At 37.0% G+C, this 15820-nt stretch carries 20 protein-coding genes; 12 read left to right on the top strand and 8 right to left on the bottom strand.

Annotation, left to right across the window (positions count from 1 at the left end):
* Positions 1-27 precede the first annotated feature (27 nt).
* Positions 28-777, top strand: coding sequence for an SDR family NAD(P)-dependent oxidoreductase (locus LV704_RS06925; protein WP_163421085.1), 750 nt, complete (start codon positions 28-30; stop codon positions 775-777).
* Between the two features lie 37 nt (positions 778-814).
* Positions 815-1396, top strand: coding sequence for a TetR/AcrR family transcriptional regulator (locus LV704_RS06920; protein ID WP_163421086.1), 582 nt, complete (start codon positions 815-817; stop codon positions 1394-1396).
* Between the two features lies 1 nt (position 1397).
* Here LV704_RS06920 and LV704_RS06915 read toward each other — a convergent pair whose 3' ends face one another.
* On the bottom strand, positions 1398-2102 hold the full coding sequence (locus LV704_RS06915; protein ID WP_233782164.1) for an SIMPL domain-containing protein: 705 nt from the start codon (positions 2100-2102) through the stop codon (positions 1398-1400).
* Positions 2103-2215: 113 nt separating this feature from the next.
* Between LV704_RS06915 and LV704_RS06910 the strand changes: the two genes are divergently transcribed.
* On the top strand, positions 2216-3352 hold the full coding sequence (locus LV704_RS06910; RefSeq protein ID WP_163421087.1) for a glycerate kinase: 1137 nt from the start codon (positions 2216-2218) through the stop codon (positions 3350-3352).
* Between the two features lie 5 nt (positions 3353-3357).
* Here LV704_RS06910 and LV704_RS06905 read toward each other — a convergent pair whose 3' ends face one another.
* The 4 genes from LV704_RS06905 to LV704_RS06890 form a co-directional block, all read right to left on the bottom strand.
* The gene (locus LV704_RS06905) at positions 3358-3954 is read right to left on the bottom strand and encodes a GNAT family N-acetyltransferase (RefSeq protein WP_163421088.1); all 597 of its coding nucleotides are present in this window, start codon (positions 3952-3954) and stop codon (positions 3358-3360) included.
* An 11-nt stretch (positions 3955-3965) separates the two neighbouring features.
* Positions 3966-4163 (bottom strand): Ada metal-binding domain-containing protein, encoded by a 198-nt coding sequence (locus LV704_RS06900; RefSeq protein ID WP_370636069.1) that lies wholly within the window; start codon positions 4161-4163, stop codon positions 3966-3968.
* 62 nt (positions 4164-4225) lie between these two features.
* Positions 4226-4939, bottom strand: coding sequence for a 2OG-Fe(II) oxygenase (locus tag LV704_RS06895; protein ID WP_163421089.1), 714 nt, complete (start codon positions 4937-4939; stop codon positions 4226-4228).
* A 20-nt stretch (positions 4940-4959) separates the two neighbouring features.
* A complete protein-coding gene (locus LV704_RS06890; protein ID WP_163421090.1) occupies positions 4960-5799 on the bottom strand; it encodes a bifunctional transcriptional activator/DNA repair enzyme AdaA in 840 nt (279 codons plus the stop codon).
* A 180-nt stretch (positions 5800-5979) separates the two neighbouring features.
* Here LV704_RS06890 and LV704_RS06885 point away from each other — a divergent pair, with 180 nt between their 5' ends.
* The 5 genes from LV704_RS06885 to LV704_RS06865 all read left to right on the top strand — a co-directional run bounded on the left by LV704_RS06885 (position 5980) and on the right by LV704_RS06865 (position 10738).
* A complete protein-coding gene (locus LV704_RS06885) occupies positions 5980-6735 on the top strand; it encodes a LytTR family DNA-binding domain-containing protein (RefSeq protein WP_163421091.1) in 756 nt (251 codons plus the stop codon).
* A 154-nt stretch (positions 6736-6889) separates the two neighbouring features.
* A complete protein-coding gene (locus LV704_RS06880; protein WP_163421092.1) occupies positions 6890-7354 on the top strand; it encodes a (2Fe-2S)-binding protein in 465 nt (154 codons plus the stop codon).
* Positions 7355-7358: 4 nt separating this feature from the next.
* Positions 7359-9539: a xanthine dehydrogenase family protein molybdopterin-binding subunit gene (locus LV704_RS06875; protein WP_163421093.1), complete on the top strand. Its 2181-nt coding sequence runs from the start codon at positions 7359-7361 to the stop codon at positions 9537-9539.
* Between the two features lie 129 nt (positions 9540-9668).
* A complete protein-coding gene (locus LV704_RS06870; protein ID WP_163421094.1) occupies positions 9669-9917 on the top strand; it encodes a hypothetical protein in 249 nt (82 codons plus the stop codon).
* A gap of 581 nt (positions 9918-10498) precedes the next feature.
* Positions 10499-10738, top strand: a complete 240-nt coding sequence (locus LV704_RS06865; RefSeq protein ID WP_163421095.1) for a hypothetical protein — start codon at positions 10499-10501, stop codon at positions 10736-10738.
* Positions 10739-11071: 333 nt separating this feature from the next.
* Here the strand turns inward: LV704_RS06865 and LV704_RS06860 are convergent, their stop codons facing one another.
* Positions 11072-11575 carry a hypothetical protein gene (locus LV704_RS06860; protein WP_163421096.1) on the bottom strand — a complete coding sequence of 168 codons (504 nt, stop codon included), beginning with the start codon at positions 11573-11575 and terminating at the stop codon, positions 11072-11074.
* 381 nt (positions 11576-11956) lie between these two features.
* Positions 11957-12163 (bottom strand): hypothetical protein, encoded by a 207-nt coding sequence (locus LV704_RS06855; RefSeq protein WP_163421097.1) that lies wholly within the window; start codon positions 12161-12163, stop codon positions 11957-11959.
* An 81-nt stretch (positions 12164-12244) separates the two neighbouring features.
* On the opposite strand from LV704_RS06855, the gene LV704_RS06850 reads away from it, so the two are divergent.
* Entirely contained in the window at positions 12245-13180 is a 936-nt protein-coding gene (locus tag LV704_RS06850; RefSeq protein WP_163421098.1) for an IS1595 family transposase, read from the top strand.
* 148 nt (positions 13181-13328) lie between these two features.
* On the opposite strand, the gene LV704_RS06845 is transcribed toward LV704_RS06850, so the two are convergent.
* Positions 13329-14360, bottom strand: coding sequence for a hypothetical protein (locus LV704_RS06845; RefSeq protein WP_163421099.1), 1032 nt, complete (start codon positions 14358-14360; stop codon positions 13329-13331).
* 26 nt (positions 14361-14386) lie between these two features.
* Here LV704_RS06845 and LV704_RS19970 point away from each other — a divergent pair, with 26 nt between their 5' ends.
* The 3 genes from LV704_RS19970 to LV704_RS06835 all read left to right on the top strand — a co-directional run bounded on the left by LV704_RS19970 (position 14387) and on the right by LV704_RS06835 (position 15751).
* Complete coding sequence (locus tag LV704_RS19970) at positions 14387-14515, top strand: hypothetical protein (protein ID WP_255695641.1); 129 nt, start codon at positions 14387-14389, stop codon at positions 14513-14515.
* A 318-nt stretch (positions 14516-14833) separates the two neighbouring features.
* Positions 14834-15166 (top strand): single-stranded DNA-binding protein, encoded by a 333-nt coding sequence (locus LV704_RS06840; RefSeq protein WP_163421100.1) that lies wholly within the window; start codon positions 14834-14836, stop codon positions 15164-15166.
* A 138-nt stretch (positions 15167-15304) separates the two neighbouring features.
* Complete coding sequence (locus tag LV704_RS06835) at positions 15305-15751, top strand: hypothetical protein (RefSeq protein WP_163421101.1); 447 nt, start codon at positions 15305-15307, stop codon at positions 15749-15751.
* The last annotated feature ends 69 nt before the right edge of the window (positions 15752-15820 follow it).

Here is a 15820-nt window from a genome sequence, read left to right as displayed (position 1 = left end):
ATTAAAATCGAAAAATAAATTATTATCATGAAAAAATTAGAAAACAAAGTAGCCTTAATTACAGGTGCCACAAGTGGAATGGGTTTGCAAACTGCAAAACGCTATTTAGAAGAAGGGGCAAAAGTTGTATTGACGGGAAGAAGTCAAGAAAAATTGGATGCGCTAAAATCGGAATTAGAAGGTGATTTTCTTTTAGTAAAAGCGGAGGCAAGTAGTGTCACTGATAGCGAGCAATTGATTAAAACTACGGTAGATGCTTTCGGAAAAATTGATGTACTCTTTTTAAATGCAGGTGTTTTTAGAGTTGAAACTATAGATGGGCTTACGGAAGAAATTTTTGATGAAGTGCATAACATCAATGTTAGAGGTCCTCTTTTTACAGTAAAAGCAGCTTACAATGATTTAAATGAAGGTGCCAGTATTATTTTTAATACGTCCATTGTAAATGTGAAAGGATTTGCCGGGATGGCGGCTTATGCATCAAGTAAGGCAGCTTTACGTTCTTTGACCAGAACATTGGCTAGCGAGTTTGGTCCCAAAGGAATCAGAGTTAATGCTATAGCGCCGGGCCCTATAGACACCCCAATCTATGGAAAGCATAATGTGCCTCAGGAAAGTATAGATGAAATGGCATCTGGTTTTCCATCTATGGTATCACTTGGAAGGTTTGGTAGTGCAGATGAGGTGGCTACAACCGCTTTATTTTTAGCATCTGCCGACAGTAGCTATATTACAGGTGCTGAAATCCCTGTGGATGGTGGCCTTGCACAGGTATAATTTTTTTCAATAAATTTGGAACAATTATTCCAGAATAATGCCAAGAGTAAAGCAATTTGATGAAAAGGAAATATTGAACAAGGCAATGGAGCTCTTTTGGGAAAAAGGGTTCCATGCCACTTCAATGCAGAATTTGGTATCCTATTTGGGCATTAATAGGGCGAGTCTATATGATACTTTTGGAGGTAAGGAAGAACTCTTTAATAAAGCTTTTGAGCAATATAGAAGTGTCACGGGAAATACGCTAAAAGCGATTTTTGATAAGGAAGGCTCTGTTCGTGAAGGACTTAAAAAGCTTTTTGATAATGCTATTGACGAAGCAATTACGGATGAAGCGCGCAAAGGCTGTTTTGTGGTCAACACTACTACAGAACTTATTCCTGGTGATAAAGCAATCCATCAGGTTTTGAGCGACAACAAAGCCAATGTGGAAGCCCTTTTTATCAATTACATTCAAAAAGGAATTAACAGTGGCGAATTTGATACTTCAAAAAATGCTGAAAGTATAGGTCTAATGCTTTTTGCCCTTTTCAGCGGATTACGGGTTTTGGCAAAAGTAGATTCAAACCCCGATAAATTGAACCTTATGGTCCAACAAGGGCTGTCTGTGCTCGATTAGACTATTCGGAAATCTTGAACTTTACATTTACAGAGGTCTCCACCTTTATTTTTTCAAAATCAATATCCAAAGGTTCTGCTTCTGCCATATCCATTTCCATGGCTTTCATTTGCATACGTGGTGCTTGGTTGTATCTTGGGTAATAGGGAGTGGAGGTGTCCAAAATATGAATAGCAGCACCCACGCTTTGTCCTAACGGTGCCGTTAAAGCCTCTGCCTTCTTTTTCGCTTTTTTTACAGCTTTGGATTTAAGTTCCAATTCCAACTCATCCATTTTAGAATATTCGGTTTTTTCCAAATATGTATTGGCAATGTCCAGTTTTTCCAAGGCAACCATTGCCTCTCCAGCTTTTTTTCCGGAATACACCAAAAGAGAATATTGTTTGCTCTTTAAAACATCTTTCTGGCGTAGAAAATATTTCTTAAAGTTGCTGCTAAGATCCTTAATTACCAATTGTTTGTCAAGGTCAATTCCTAAAGCCCTTAGACTCTGGGCCATTTTGTTTTCTTGCTCCTCAACAGATTTTTTTCCTTTGGAATCTTTCTCTTTAATAGTAATGTTCAAATAGATTTTATCGGGAGTTACCAATGTATCCACTCTTGCAGATGTTTCAAGATACGGTATGTCCAGAAAGTTTTTTGATTGTCCCATTACAGAGGTTAGTACACAGGTTAGAATAAAAGTAACAACAATTTTTTTCATCATCGAAAATTTAATTAAAGGTAAATACTTTTACTGGTGGGTGCAAAACATATGCCGTTCTCTAATAACAAAAAGATAATTCATTAAATAACTTTAGAAATACTAATTTTATTCAAATGAAGTTTGTATTAGCTCCAGATAAATATAAAGGCTCACTTTCAGGGGAACAGTTTTGCGAAGCCGTTGAAAGTGGAATTAGAATGGTTTTTCCTGATGCTATTATCATTAAGAAACCATTGGCTGATGGGGGAGATGGTACTATAGAAGTTGTAAAGCATTATTTAAATGCTTCTGAAGTCAAGATTACAGTCAAAGATCCTCTTTTTAGGAATATAGATGCCGGATATTTACTTTCTAATGATAAGAAAACAGCTTTTATAGAAATGTCTGAAGCATCAGGGTATAAGCTACTTGCAAAGAATGAAATGAACTGCATGCATACCACATCTTTTGGCACGGGGGAGTTAATTGCAGATGGCTTGAAAAAAGGAGTAAAAGAAATAATTCTTGGTATAGGCGGGAGTGCAACTAACGATGGCGGCATGGGAATGGCAACTGCTTTAGGGTATGAATTCTTAGATAGTAATGGCAACAAATTGAATCCCACAGGGGAAAACTTGATTAAAGTAAAGAGAATTGTAGAAAAAGGAGCTCTCAAAGGACTTTCCCAAACAAAGTTTAAAGTAGCTTGTGATGTAAATAATCCATTATATGGCAAAAACGGGGCAGCATATATCTATGGCCCGCAAAAAGGAGCCTCAGGAGAAGAAGTGAATTTTTTAGATCAAGGGCTTAAAAATTTTGCTGAAGTAATCCAGTCCGCTTTTAAGGTAGATGTGCAAAGTATACCAGGTTCTGGAGCTGCTGGGGGCATGGGTGCTGGCACAATGGTTTTTTTAAATGCAGTATTGACATCTGGAGTAGACCTAGTCATGGAAATGGCGGATTTTGAAAACGCACTGGCAGAGACTGATTGGATCATTACTGGTGAGGGTCAATTGGATGGTCAAACCTCTTCTGGAAAAACTATCGACGGAGTGCTTAAATTGGCAAGTACGAAAAACATACCTGTTGCTGCTTTTTGTGGGTCTGTTGATATTTCAGTTGATGAAATGAAAGGATTGGGACTTACGTATGCCATATCAATTCTAAATGAAATTGGCAATCTTGAGGATGCCCAAAACAATAGCTTTAAAAACCTGGAACAAGCCACTTATAATTTTGCCAGTCTTCTTAAGGTAAATAGTACTTAAAGGACTTAATAAGTCCTTTTCATTTTAAAATGTATTGAAGTTTTTACTGTGGGCCATTCATTTTCTAAAATGGAAAATATAACCGTATCTCGAATGTTTCCTTGTTGATCAATTCGGTGGTTTCTTATAATACCGTCCTGTTTGGCCCCTAGTCTAAGAATGGCATTTCTGGAGGGAAAATTATGAAAGTTGGTTTTGAATTCTACCGCAATTGCACTCCTATCTTCAAAGGCATGTTTTAATAAAAGATATTTGCATTCTGTATTGATTCCTGTACGTTGCGTGCTTTGAGCATACCATGTATACCCGATTTCTACCCTTCTGTTTGAAGCATCTACACTACAATATCTAGTAGAACCAACAACAGATTTTGTCTTTTTATCAATAATTACAAAAGGTAGCGCAAGGCCATTTTCTCGATCTTCAAGAGCGTTACTTATATAAGTATCAATGGTTTCTGAAGAAGGCACCGAAGTATACCATAATTCCCACAACTTACCATCTGCCGCTGCTGCCAACAAATCAGGTTTATGAGATGCTTCCATCGGAATCAGTTTAACCAATTCACCTTCTAGTTCAATCGGGTTTAACCATGTTTCCATGTTGTTGGATTTTAAACCACAAAGATAAGTGTATTGTTTTTCCAGGCCATGTAATCTTCCCGCATACAATGACCACAGGGGCGATAACCTTCTTGAACAGCTTCTTTCTCAGAATTAAAGAAAACACGGTTCTCCATCTTTAGACGTTTTCCTGATTTGCACTGCAAGGTTCCATAAATTTTAAGCTTACTATTGCCGGCCCATTGTATTTTTTTCTGTTTCAGGGAACTAAAAAGCTCAGATTTGGTTAGCGCTGTATGTTCAATGATAGCTATGAGGTAGCGTCATGAAAGATGATGCCTAGGGTGTAACGCTCTCCAGAATTTACCTCACTAACCCCATGTTTCATACTAACACGATAATGTCCTTTTTTTCCTTTCATCGGCCTGAAATTGGTTGTAAAAATGAGCATGGAGCCTTTTTTTGGACGTAAGACTATTGCCTTGGATTGTGCACGCGGAACTTGTTGTGTCATTACAAATTCACCGCCAGTATAATCAGTCCCTGGGTCATTTAAAAACAGAACAGCTTGCATGGGAAAATAGACATCTCCGTACAAATCTTGATGCAGCGTATTGTAACCTCCTTTCCCATACTTTAAAATTAATGGGGTTGCTAAATGTTGTCCATTTAGTGCGCATTTTTTTTGGAGTTCAGCTAAATTTTCTGGAAAAGTGACATCCATTTTTAAATCTTCCATCCATTGGTTTGCCACAGGAACTAATTTTGGATAAATATCTTCCCTATGCTGCGATAGTAAACTGGGGAGTGGGTACTTAAAATATTTATAAGTTCCTGATCCAAAGCGATACCGTTCCATTTCCACAGTCTTACGATAAAGACTGGAATTCGTAAATGCATCGATTAATTCTGAGCAATCTGCATCATCCAGCACATTTTCTAGAATAGCATATCCCTTTTGTGCTATTTCGTTTTGTACATTTTTCCAAATAATACCGTCCAATCCACTTTTTTTGATTTCCATAAGATTCAAGAATGAAATGTTTAATGTGATTGTGCGGCTTCCCACCCAATAATGGCCGTTTTACGAATACTATCCCATCGATAACCTCCTAAGTTCCCTGAAGATTGAATGACCCTGTGGCATGGAATTAAATATGCGATGGGATTGCTGCCAATTGCGGTGCCTACGGCACGAGAAGCCTTTGGCTTTTTTATGACATCTGCAATTTTCCCATATGTGGCCAATTGCCCTTTTGGTATTCTAAGTAAAGACTCCCAGACTTTTAATTGAAAATCTGTACCCTTTAAATGAAGCTTGATTTCAGAAATCTGACTCCAATCATTTGCAAAGACCATCAAGGCATTAACCTGTGTTTGATCTACACGTTGATGATATTGTGCTTTTGGGAATTGTTTTTTAAGCTCATATAAACCTTTCTCTTCATCATCAATAAATGCCACATGACATAATCCTTTAGGTGTAGAAGCTATAGCAACCAGTCCAAAGGGGCTATGGGCATAGCTATAGTTAATGCTTAAATTTTCTCCATCATTTTTATATTCTCCTGGAGTCATCCCTTCAATACTGATAAATAAATCATGCAGTCTGCTTGTTCCAGATAACCCAGTTTCCATAGCCGCATCAAAAAGAGTAGTTGTACCCTGATCCAATACTTGTTTTGCATATTGAACGCTGGTATACTGCAAAAACTTTTTTGGGGTAATCCCGGCCCATTCCTTAAAAATTCTCTGAAAATGATATGGGCTTAAATGAACATGTTCTGCAATTTCATCTAAACTGGGCTGTTCCTTAAAATTAGTATGAATATGAGTTATAGCTTTTGCTATACGATCATAGTTTAAGTTTTCCTGTTCGTTCATAATACCTGTTTTAATTTGCTCAAAAATACTGATGAGAAGAGCGGAGTAAAACCCGATTCTTGCTGTCTTTATGTTTATTTGGCAGAACTCAATTTAGGAATACACTATCTAAAAATATGAATTTCTTAAGGGTATGGAAATATGAATAATATATCTTTAAGGTCTTGCATTTAAAATAGAATGAAAACCAAAAATTTTATAGGCTTAATACTTGCAATTGCAGTAATACTGGGCGTATTGATTTATTGGAGAGAATATGCCACTCGGGATCAGGTGACATTACACCACGTATTGCTTTGGCAATTTGCAATTTGGGTTCCTTGGATTATTGGTTTTAAAGTATTGGATAAAATTATTAAGAGTACTACTGAATCTAAATTTGGCACTCTTCTATTATTTGGCACTAGTTTGACACTAATCTGTTTGCATTTTGGTTGGTTTTTTAAGTTTAGTTCAACATACAGTCCATACTTAGGTTTGGAAGGATCCAAGTTTGGGGTATATCGCTACTTTTTTATCTTTTGGACATTGGTTGACATTGGCCTAGTTTGGTTTATTATAGACAAATTGAAGACATCAGGAGAAGCCGAGTCAAAACCTCCATTATTGTTAGAACTGACTAGAGGAAGTAATAAGTACTTCTGCGAACCTTCTCAAATTTATCTACTTGCTTCGGAAAACTATTATACCAAGCTATTTACTACCAAAGGTATTTTTGTGATGCGCAAACCTTTAAAATCTTTCCTTGACATTCTTCCCCAAAACATGTTCAGGAAAATCCACCGCTCTACCATAATTAATGTAAACTATGTAGCTGAACTTTCTAGAGGGGGTGATCATAGCTTAGAGGTAATCATGAAAGATGGCACTAGACGAAGAGTGAGTAGAACTTTTATCAAAGAGATTACACTTTTCTTTAAGGATAGAACGTATTAGTGCCGTTCGCTATCAAAACCTTGTCCGTTTACTGCAAGGCCTGAATTTCATTTTATTTATTGGGTAAGTTTAAGATTGATTCTGGGTTCAGATTTATGGGCCCAAAAAATTCATCAATCAATCTTCACCTAATCATGAATTCAAAAATACACTTATGCCATCCTACACAATAACAGTGAACAATGCGGAAAAAACGGTTTCCGTAGATGCCGATACCCCATTACTCTGGGTGTTAAGAGATGAATTAGGATTAACGGGAGCCAAGTATGGTTGCGGAAAAGGTCTTTGCGGTGCTTGCACTGTGCAGTACAAAGGCAATGCCATTAGATCATGCACACTTCCAATTGCTGCCGCATTAGAAGAAAACATCACGACAATTGAAGGGTTGTCCGCAGACCTAAACCATCCAGTACAACAAGCATGGATGGAATTGGACGTGCCGCAATGCGGTTACTGTCAATCTGGTCAAATAATAAGTGCTGCTGCATTACTTTCCAAAAACCCGGCCCCAACTGAAGATGAAATAAATGCTGCCATGGCAGGCAATATCTGCAGATGTGGTACATACCCAAGAATACGTAAAGCCATACAGTTGGCTGCAAGCAAATTAGAAGAGTAGTGAAATGAAAAACACATTAAAAAGAAGGAATTTCATCAAACTTATGGTTTCGGCCAGTGGAGCCCTTATAGCAGGAGTGCATCTTCAATCGTGCATTCCCAAAAAATCTGTAGCAGAAACATATGAGTTTTCACCCCTTATACAAATTGATACAGATGGATGGGTTTCTCTCATTGCCAAGAACCCAGAAATTGGACAAGGAATCAAAACTTCCCTCCCCATGATTTTAGCCGAAGAATTGGGTGCCAATTGGGATAAAGTGAAAGTGATTCAAGCAGATTTTGATACCATTTACGATGAGCAATGGGCAGGTGGCAGCTATGCCATTATTCTAAATTGGGATTTGATGCGAACAGCAGGGGCAATGGTGAGACAAGTACTCATAGAGGCAGCGTCGCTTAAAATGAACCTTCCCTTTGAAGAACTTACTACAGAAAACAGTAACGTAGTACATATAAAATCCGGCGATACCACGCCATTTGAGGCACTTATTGCCGAAGCCTCTCAAATGCCATTGCCAGAGCAAGTGGAGTTTAAACCAACCGATTCTTTTGAAATTATTGGTAAGAACATTTCCCAAGTAGGTTTGGATAAGTTAGTGAGTGGAGGTGCTGAATATGCTATCGATTTAAAACTTCCAGAAATGGTATACGCCACCGCTGTAAAAAACCCTGTTTTTGAAGGTGGGGTAAGTAGTTATGACGATACAGAAGCAAGGTCCGTAAATGGTGTTATCGATATCATAGAACTTAATAATATGGAGTATGGTGGAAGACTGCTTGGGCCCAACAGTCCCAACTTTGTGAATGGTATTGCAGTTATTGCCAATTCAACCTGGGCCACATTTAAAGCTGCTAAAAAGCTTAAGGTAGTTTGGGATAATTCCAATACAAGAAAAGAAAATACAGATGAGATTTTTGGGCGTTTTCATGCCCAACTTTCAAATACATCTATCGAAAGAAAAGATGGAGACATCGCTAGGGCAAAACAGAGTGCTGCTTCCAGTTTTGAAGCTATTTATGAGTTGCCTTTTTTGGCACATGTTACCATGGAACCAATGAATTGTATGGTTGATTTTAGAGCTGATATTTGTGAGGTATGGGCCCCAACACAAAATCCGGAAGCATTGCAAGATGGGTTGATTAAATTGTTTGGGTTAAAACCAGAGCAGATTAAAATTCACCTGCCTAGAATAGGCGGTGGGTTTGGAAGAAGATATTATGTGGATTATGCAATGGACGCGGCCGTTTTATCTCAGAAAATTGGAAAACCGGTTAAACTTACCTGGACTAGGGAAGAGGATATCAGGCATGATTGGTATAGACCCGGAAGTGTGCAGAAAATCTCTGCTTCGCTGGATAAAGATGGTATGGTAACGGGATGGCAGCACATTTTGGCCAATGCTTCCCGCAAAACATCGTTAGGAAGAGAAGGAGGTCCAGCCGGCACCGAAATAGATGAATATGACTTTCCTGCCGGATTTGTTCCCAACCTTCAATTGGAATATGGACACGTGTTGAGCGATGCTCCTTTAGGCCAATGGCGTGCGGTAGCGTCTTCGGCCAATGCATTTTCCGTTCATTGTTTTTTGGATGAGCTGGCATTTTTGAACAAGATGGATCCCATTGATTATTTTTTAAAATTCCTAGGCCCCAAGAGAATGGTCCCAGTGGTCGGTGATTATGAGTTTGATGTAGAACGCTTGATTGTCGTAATCAATAAGGTACGGCAAATGAGCAATTGGGATACATCCTTACCTAAAGGGCAGGGAAGGGGATTTGCCGCTAGAAAAGGGGCTGGATCGTTTATTGCCGAGGTTGTAACTGTAGCTGTAGGTGAAAGTGGAAAGGTTGAAATTTTACAGGTAGATGCTGCGGTAGATTGCGGTATAGTGGTAAATCCTTCCGGAGCAAGAGCTCAAGTGGAAGGCGGAATCCTTGAAGGATTATGTGCAGCACTTTATGGGGAAATAACTTTTAAAGATGGCGCGGCACAGCAGTCTAATTTTCATGATTATAAGTGGATGCGGCTAGGGGAAGTGCCAGAGATGAATGTTGAATTTATAAAAAATGAACTGCCTCCGAGAGGTCTTGGCGAACCTCCTTTACCGCCAGCAATCCCGGCATTGGCAAACGCCATTTATGCTGCTACGGGAAAACGAATTAGAAAATTGCCAATAGTTTAATGACAGGTTTTTGCTCTTTTATGAGCATTTCAATTTCACCGTTTCGCCTCGGAAATATTCTTCTCTATGTTTGTTTTCTAAAGGCGAAACCTTTAAGAATGGTGTTGATGAGGTTTAAATTTTATCCCCTTGTTTTTTGATACCGATTTGCATAATAAGGCATGGGATATTTTTTTGGATAAGCATGCATTAAAATTGGGGGACGATGAAAAAAATCAAAAAATTCATGGAAAAAATAATGCTGAAATACTATCGAATCTTTTTTCTAATGATTTAACTGTAAATGATATAAAAAGACCAAGGGGTGTATATATAGTGGGACCAAAAGCTAAAACAAAAAAAGGGATAAAGGTATGGCAACCTTTATCCCATATATAGAACTATTTGTACTCTCATGAAGTTGTTTTCCCAAATCAACCTAACAAAACCTGAAAGAATACACTTACAAAACGTGATATTGGGATACTTATTGTAAACCTTGAAAAACCCTCCTAAACCGGAAAAAGAATCTAGGGGTTAATGGGGTGGGTGATTTCCCAAATATGGCATCTATATATAAAGAGGGACAAAACCAATTGAAAAAGATTCAAAGGAGTTTAATTAATTGTAAAAGAGGATTATTGGTCGAATTTTCTGGATGTGGATGCGGTCAGAACTGCTTCCTTGCCTTTTTATTTCTGCTGCTTCTGAAATTCCTACCCCTTTTTGTAAAGTAACCGACAAAAATCATCGCTACACTTAGTAAGATAATTGAAATTAGTATTTGGTAAAACTCATCTGGCAAATCCATGTCCTTAATATACAAAAAATTGACCAGAAAAGAAAAAGAATCTAGGGGTTGATAGGGTGGGTGATTTTCCAAGTATGACATTTAAATACATTTTTAGGCATCTACATACAATATGGGACAGGATGAAATAAAATTATTATCTTGTAGGAAAACCCTTAAAAAAATAATCATGGCCGAAAAATCGTATATTATTTTTATGCCCGGAAGAGAAGAACCTATTTATATCACCGCCACCAGTGCGGAACGTCAGCCTGATGGCTCAATAATTTTTGAGCATAGTACACGAACAGGAATTGGAACGGTAGGTCCAGATGCACTTGTGTGTTTTCATCAAAATATTGGTTGGCCGGGTAAACAAGCATGGATTTCTTCACTACCTCCTAACTCATTGGTTCCACAACCAGATTAAGAATGAATCTAGGGGTTGATAGAGTGGGTTGGCTATGACAACATCACTAAGGAAACTTCCAGCACCGCTAAATAAATCGTAAATGTCTTGGATCTGATTGGGATATTCCCTAGATTTGGACAATGAAAAAAGGGGCGCACCGCTAAGTATACCCCTTTTCCGACGGTAATTATTCAAAGCCCTATCCTAATGGGAGACGGCACACTTTAATTTTCTCGTCTGGTTTTCCGCTAATGTTGCGGAGTATGTATCTTAAAAAGTGGCACTTCAAGCAATGTACAGTTCCGGCTCGTCAACCTTGAATCTGGACTTATCTTTTCGGTGCCACCAATTTTAATATATTGTCATCTGCCCGCTTTCAGTTAAATCAAACGGACGGTGTTTTTCTAATATTTCGCCATTATCATCCAACCATCTTGTATAGCCCCAAACATTTCCTTTCGGGGTATTGTTGATTCTAAATTTAATCAATCCATCAACAGTTTTGTTTTTATATGCAGCTGATATGTTAACTGATACCTTTCTTTTTAGTTTATCAATATTGTACTGATGGTAATAAGGCATTAGTGACTCTGCTAATTCATGATTACTTAAAAACCGACCTTTCTTTTCCAATAAATACAATATTTGCTCAATCCATTTTTTATGGTACGGGAAATCGTCATAGGGAACCTCTTTGGTTTCTATCATTGTGGAAGCAAACTCAATAGGAGAATCCAAGTCCATGATATTAAAATTATCATCGGAATATGCGTCAATCATCAAATTCAAAATGGTCAACTTTTTCTCCAATAGAGCCTTTTCTTCCAGTAAATCTTTTAAGGATATTTTCGACATAATGCACTTATTTTTCCTGTGTTTAGTAGCTATTCGCTATATTTGTATAACAAAAAAGTGGAGCTGGTGGGAATCGAACCCACTTCTACTAGGTAGGAATCCAGCAAGAATTAAATCTAACAGCCCCTACTTTTTTATTACATTTCTAAAAAACCAAAAAAGTCCGCTCCGCCAAGTTTGGGCTTTTTTGCTTTATTAAGACAAAGCTAATCTATATTAAGATCGGAAATGGACTACAAACCTCGTAGTTTTCAAGAGTTATTAACGATCAATGTAGTGATAGTTAACTATATATTCTATATAACACTTTAAATAACTGATACACAGGTAGTCAGTATTTAGACGAAGAATAAAATTTCATTTGATAACAGATATTGTGTTTTAGTAATGTTTTACCTTATATATCGTGTAAATGCCATGTTTTAAAGGGTTTTCAGACTTTCGTATCAATGTCCAGTAACTAGGGAAATCTTTACCATCCATATATTCCGTGATCTTTTTCAGATTACCGAACGTACCTAAAGGCACGCCATTTTCCAATAGCACGTAGTATTTTTTGTTCTGTTGTCGCTCTTTGTATGTGACCATAGCACAAAGATACAATAATATTCGAATATATTTGTATATATCAATATATTCGGTTATATTTGTATATATAATTAAACCAAAATGCAATTCAAGTCACTACCACAACTTTTAGATTACTTCAAAGACGAAGCTACGGGGATAGCGTACTACGAAAATATTCGTTGGGGAAATGAGCCTGCATGTCCTCATTGTGGTTGCACCAACCCTTATAAGACCAATAGAGGCTGGAAGTGTAGAGATAAAGAATGCCACAAGAAGTTTACTGTTAGGGTAGGTACGATATTTGAGAACTCAAAGATTCCTTTCCGTATCTGGTTTGCTGCAATCTGGTTGGCAACGGAGCATAAGAAAGGCATTTCCAGTGTGCAACTTGCAATTGATTTGGGAATAACCCAGAAAACTGCATGGTTTGTTCTGCACCGTATCAGGGAAATGCTAAGGGACAAAGCCCCGCAAATGTTGGGCGAGAACAAAATGGTAGAAATTGATGCTGCATACGTTGGCGGTAAGGAATCTAACAAGCATCTTAACAAAAGACGTTCAAACGAGGATAAGAACCTAACCAATGAGGGTAAGCCTTACAAGGCAAAGAAAACCATCATAGGGATCATTGAGCGCAACGGTAAGGTTGCTTTAAGGTACGTATCGGGAGAAACCACACAAAATATGGTAGACTTCGTTAAAACGCATGTTCCTGCTGACAGCACTATCTATTCAGATGAAGCCCCTGCATACAAGCAGTTGAAAAGAACCTATAAGCATGACAACGTTAAGCACGCCCTTAATATCTATGTAGAGGGTCAAGTACACACCAATACAATTGAGAACTTTTGGAGTGTTTTAAAACGTGGTCTTTATGGAGTGTATCATCAGGTAAGCGATAAGCATATTAGCCGTTATCTAGATGAATATGCTGCAAGGTTCAACAATAGGACTTTGACCTCAAACGAGCGTTTTAATCAGTTTTTGGAGGACTCGGAGAGTGTTTTGAGTTACGATAAGCTGACCGAAAAGTAAAAAAGCCCATCAATTGATGGGCTTTTTAATTTATATATTTATGAATTAAATTCCTGTCTTGGTTTTCATAGCTATATGATTTTTAGTTTTCAGAAAAATACGTATTAAGAGTTGTATATCCAAATAAGTTAGTGCAAAACTATGTTAATTATGTTTTGAATACAAATAATTTATATTTTTCACCTGGAAGGAAAACATCTCTATTTATATATGATAACCGTGCATCTGAAAAAATATTGTTCTTATAGAACTGATTTTTACCCACAGGTTCGAACACAACCTCTAAATCATCGCCTTTTTTAATATAAACCGATAAATCATCAATAACATGACTACTACTAAAACTAATAATTCTATCTTCATCTAAGTTTTGAGAGAATTCAAAACATCTTTCTATGTGATACTCCTTCTTTCCTTTTAGTTCGTATGAATATTTTTTACGGGTAAAAAATTCATTTTCTTCTTCATTTAAAATCTTACACTTTTTAATATCTATTTCTGTTCCATCTATTTTTGTTTTCTCAACATTGAGTAAATTACTTTCAGACTCAATTTCCTCCTCAAAGTCACGATAAAATGATACAAAAAATTCCCACGTGAATGAGTTTGTGTTATTCCTTATTATTGTAAATGAAGAATATTCCTTAACCCTGATTTGAAGCCCTTCTACGAGTTCTAGCTCATAACTTATTTGTACGTTTTTATAGTACTTTGTTAAGCTGTTATTTTGAAATAATTCGTTTTCAATGTTTTTCTGAATTTTATCGTATAATTCAGGAAATTCATTCTTATATTTAGAAAGAGTGACCTTCTTCCAAATATTGTTTAAGTCACTTTGTTTGTTCAGGAAATCCTCTGAAAAAGTTATTGCACTTATTGTGGCTTTTAGTTTTTGATTGAATTTTGGAGAGTCAACTATCCTATCGAACTCTTTTTCAAATACTTTGAGGTATTGAATATACTTTAGCGCAACAGTAAATATTCCTCCAGTAAAGGCAAATAATGATAATGATTTAAGGTATTCAATATACCTATCATAATCCTTTAGGAATTCATTAACTTCAGAGTTAAAGTAGTAAATAGAATAAAAAATAAGATACAATAAAGAATATCCTAACAATATTATATACAAGTACTTGCCAAAAAAATACTTAGTTTTTTGCCATCTAGTTATTTCCATAATCGTAAAGTAATTATCTTTATGTAATGTCACAAGGAAAAGAATTAAAAAAGAAAAAACAACGTGCCAAAGAGTACGAAAAGAAACTCAAGATAGAGGGAACGCTAGATGATGTACTGAAGGTGTCGGTTCCCAAAAAGAAGGACGGCAACTAGCCAATGTTGGTAGAATTGGTAAAGTACCGTAACGCTCCTTGATGTCTGGATAGTGTTTTGCGCTCTGGTTCTTTGAATTAGCGGAGAACTAACCAAGATTCATGACTCCCGAAAAAAATACTTCCCCAGTATATCCCAGAAATATTATTTAATCCTGTCCCACTTTGTATATAGATGCCCATTTTTAAACAATTACATTCGTTTACAAACGAAAGCAAATGTTTAAGAACCTATTCATGATTTTTTCCAATAGTAAGTTTGTCCTGTCGGATGATAAGAGTTCGATAGTATTAACTGTTTAACACGTAAAATAAAATTATGAATTCGCTAAAAAACAAAGTACAGTTGATTGGAAACTTAGGAAATGACCCAGAAATGGTAATCTTGGAAAATGGTAATAAACTGGCTAAATTTTCCATTGCCACAAATGAGTCATATAAGAATGCAGAAGGAGAGAAAGTGACAGACACCCAATGGCACAATGTTGTGGCATGGGGAAAGACCGCTGAGATAGTGGAAAGCTATTTGGTAAAAGGGAAAGAAGTTGCTATTGAAGGTAAACTGGTATCACGATCCTATGAAACCAAAGAAGGAGAAAAAAGATATATAACAGAAATTAAGTGTAATGAGTTGCTAATGCTAGGTAAGTAACTGATTTTGTACAGATTATCGAGAAAGGGGGGCAATTGACCCCCTTTCTTTTTTTATGCTGCATTTTAACTTTAACTTAATATAAGATAGCGCAACATTCTAGGAGGTTGTGCGTCTAATAGAGTAGAAGAAGGTATCATGAAGTCTGTACAAACCCTTACGTTGCTTTTCACCTGTAGCTTTTGCCTGTCGGCATGGGCTCAAAATGATGTGCAACATAGAAAGGGATTGCGCTTTTATGAAAAACTTGCTGAAAGAGATGCCCATTATGAGCAATCACTTCAACTATTGGGTAATCAAGATGAATCTGATTATTGGATAGATCAACGTAACTACGAAAGGCATTTGGGCAAGGCAAACTTTACATCATACTTGGTGTATATGAAAAGTAAGAAAGATGCATACTATGAACATATGCAAACTTGCAATCATAAACACAGGCATAGCGACTTGTATTTAGAGAAAGCAAAGGAATATTTGTCAGTATCCAATTCGGATAACGTATTAAGTCTTAAGACCCAGAAAGTGGTACAATCATCTTCTGCTCAAAAGAAAAAAGATAAAGTCCCCGGACATAGAAAATAAAAAAACCGCCCAATTGGCGGTTTTTTTATGCTACTTTCTTAAGCAGGTCAAAACATGGGCAACGCTTGC

The sequence above is a fragment of the Flagellimonas sp. CMM7 genome (genome assembly GCF_021390195.1).
Taxonomy (GTDB): domain Bacteria; phylum Bacteroidota; class Bacteroidia; order Flavobacteriales; family Flavobacteriaceae; genus Flagellimonas.
This window is presented reverse-complemented; position numbering and strand designations above follow the sequence as displayed.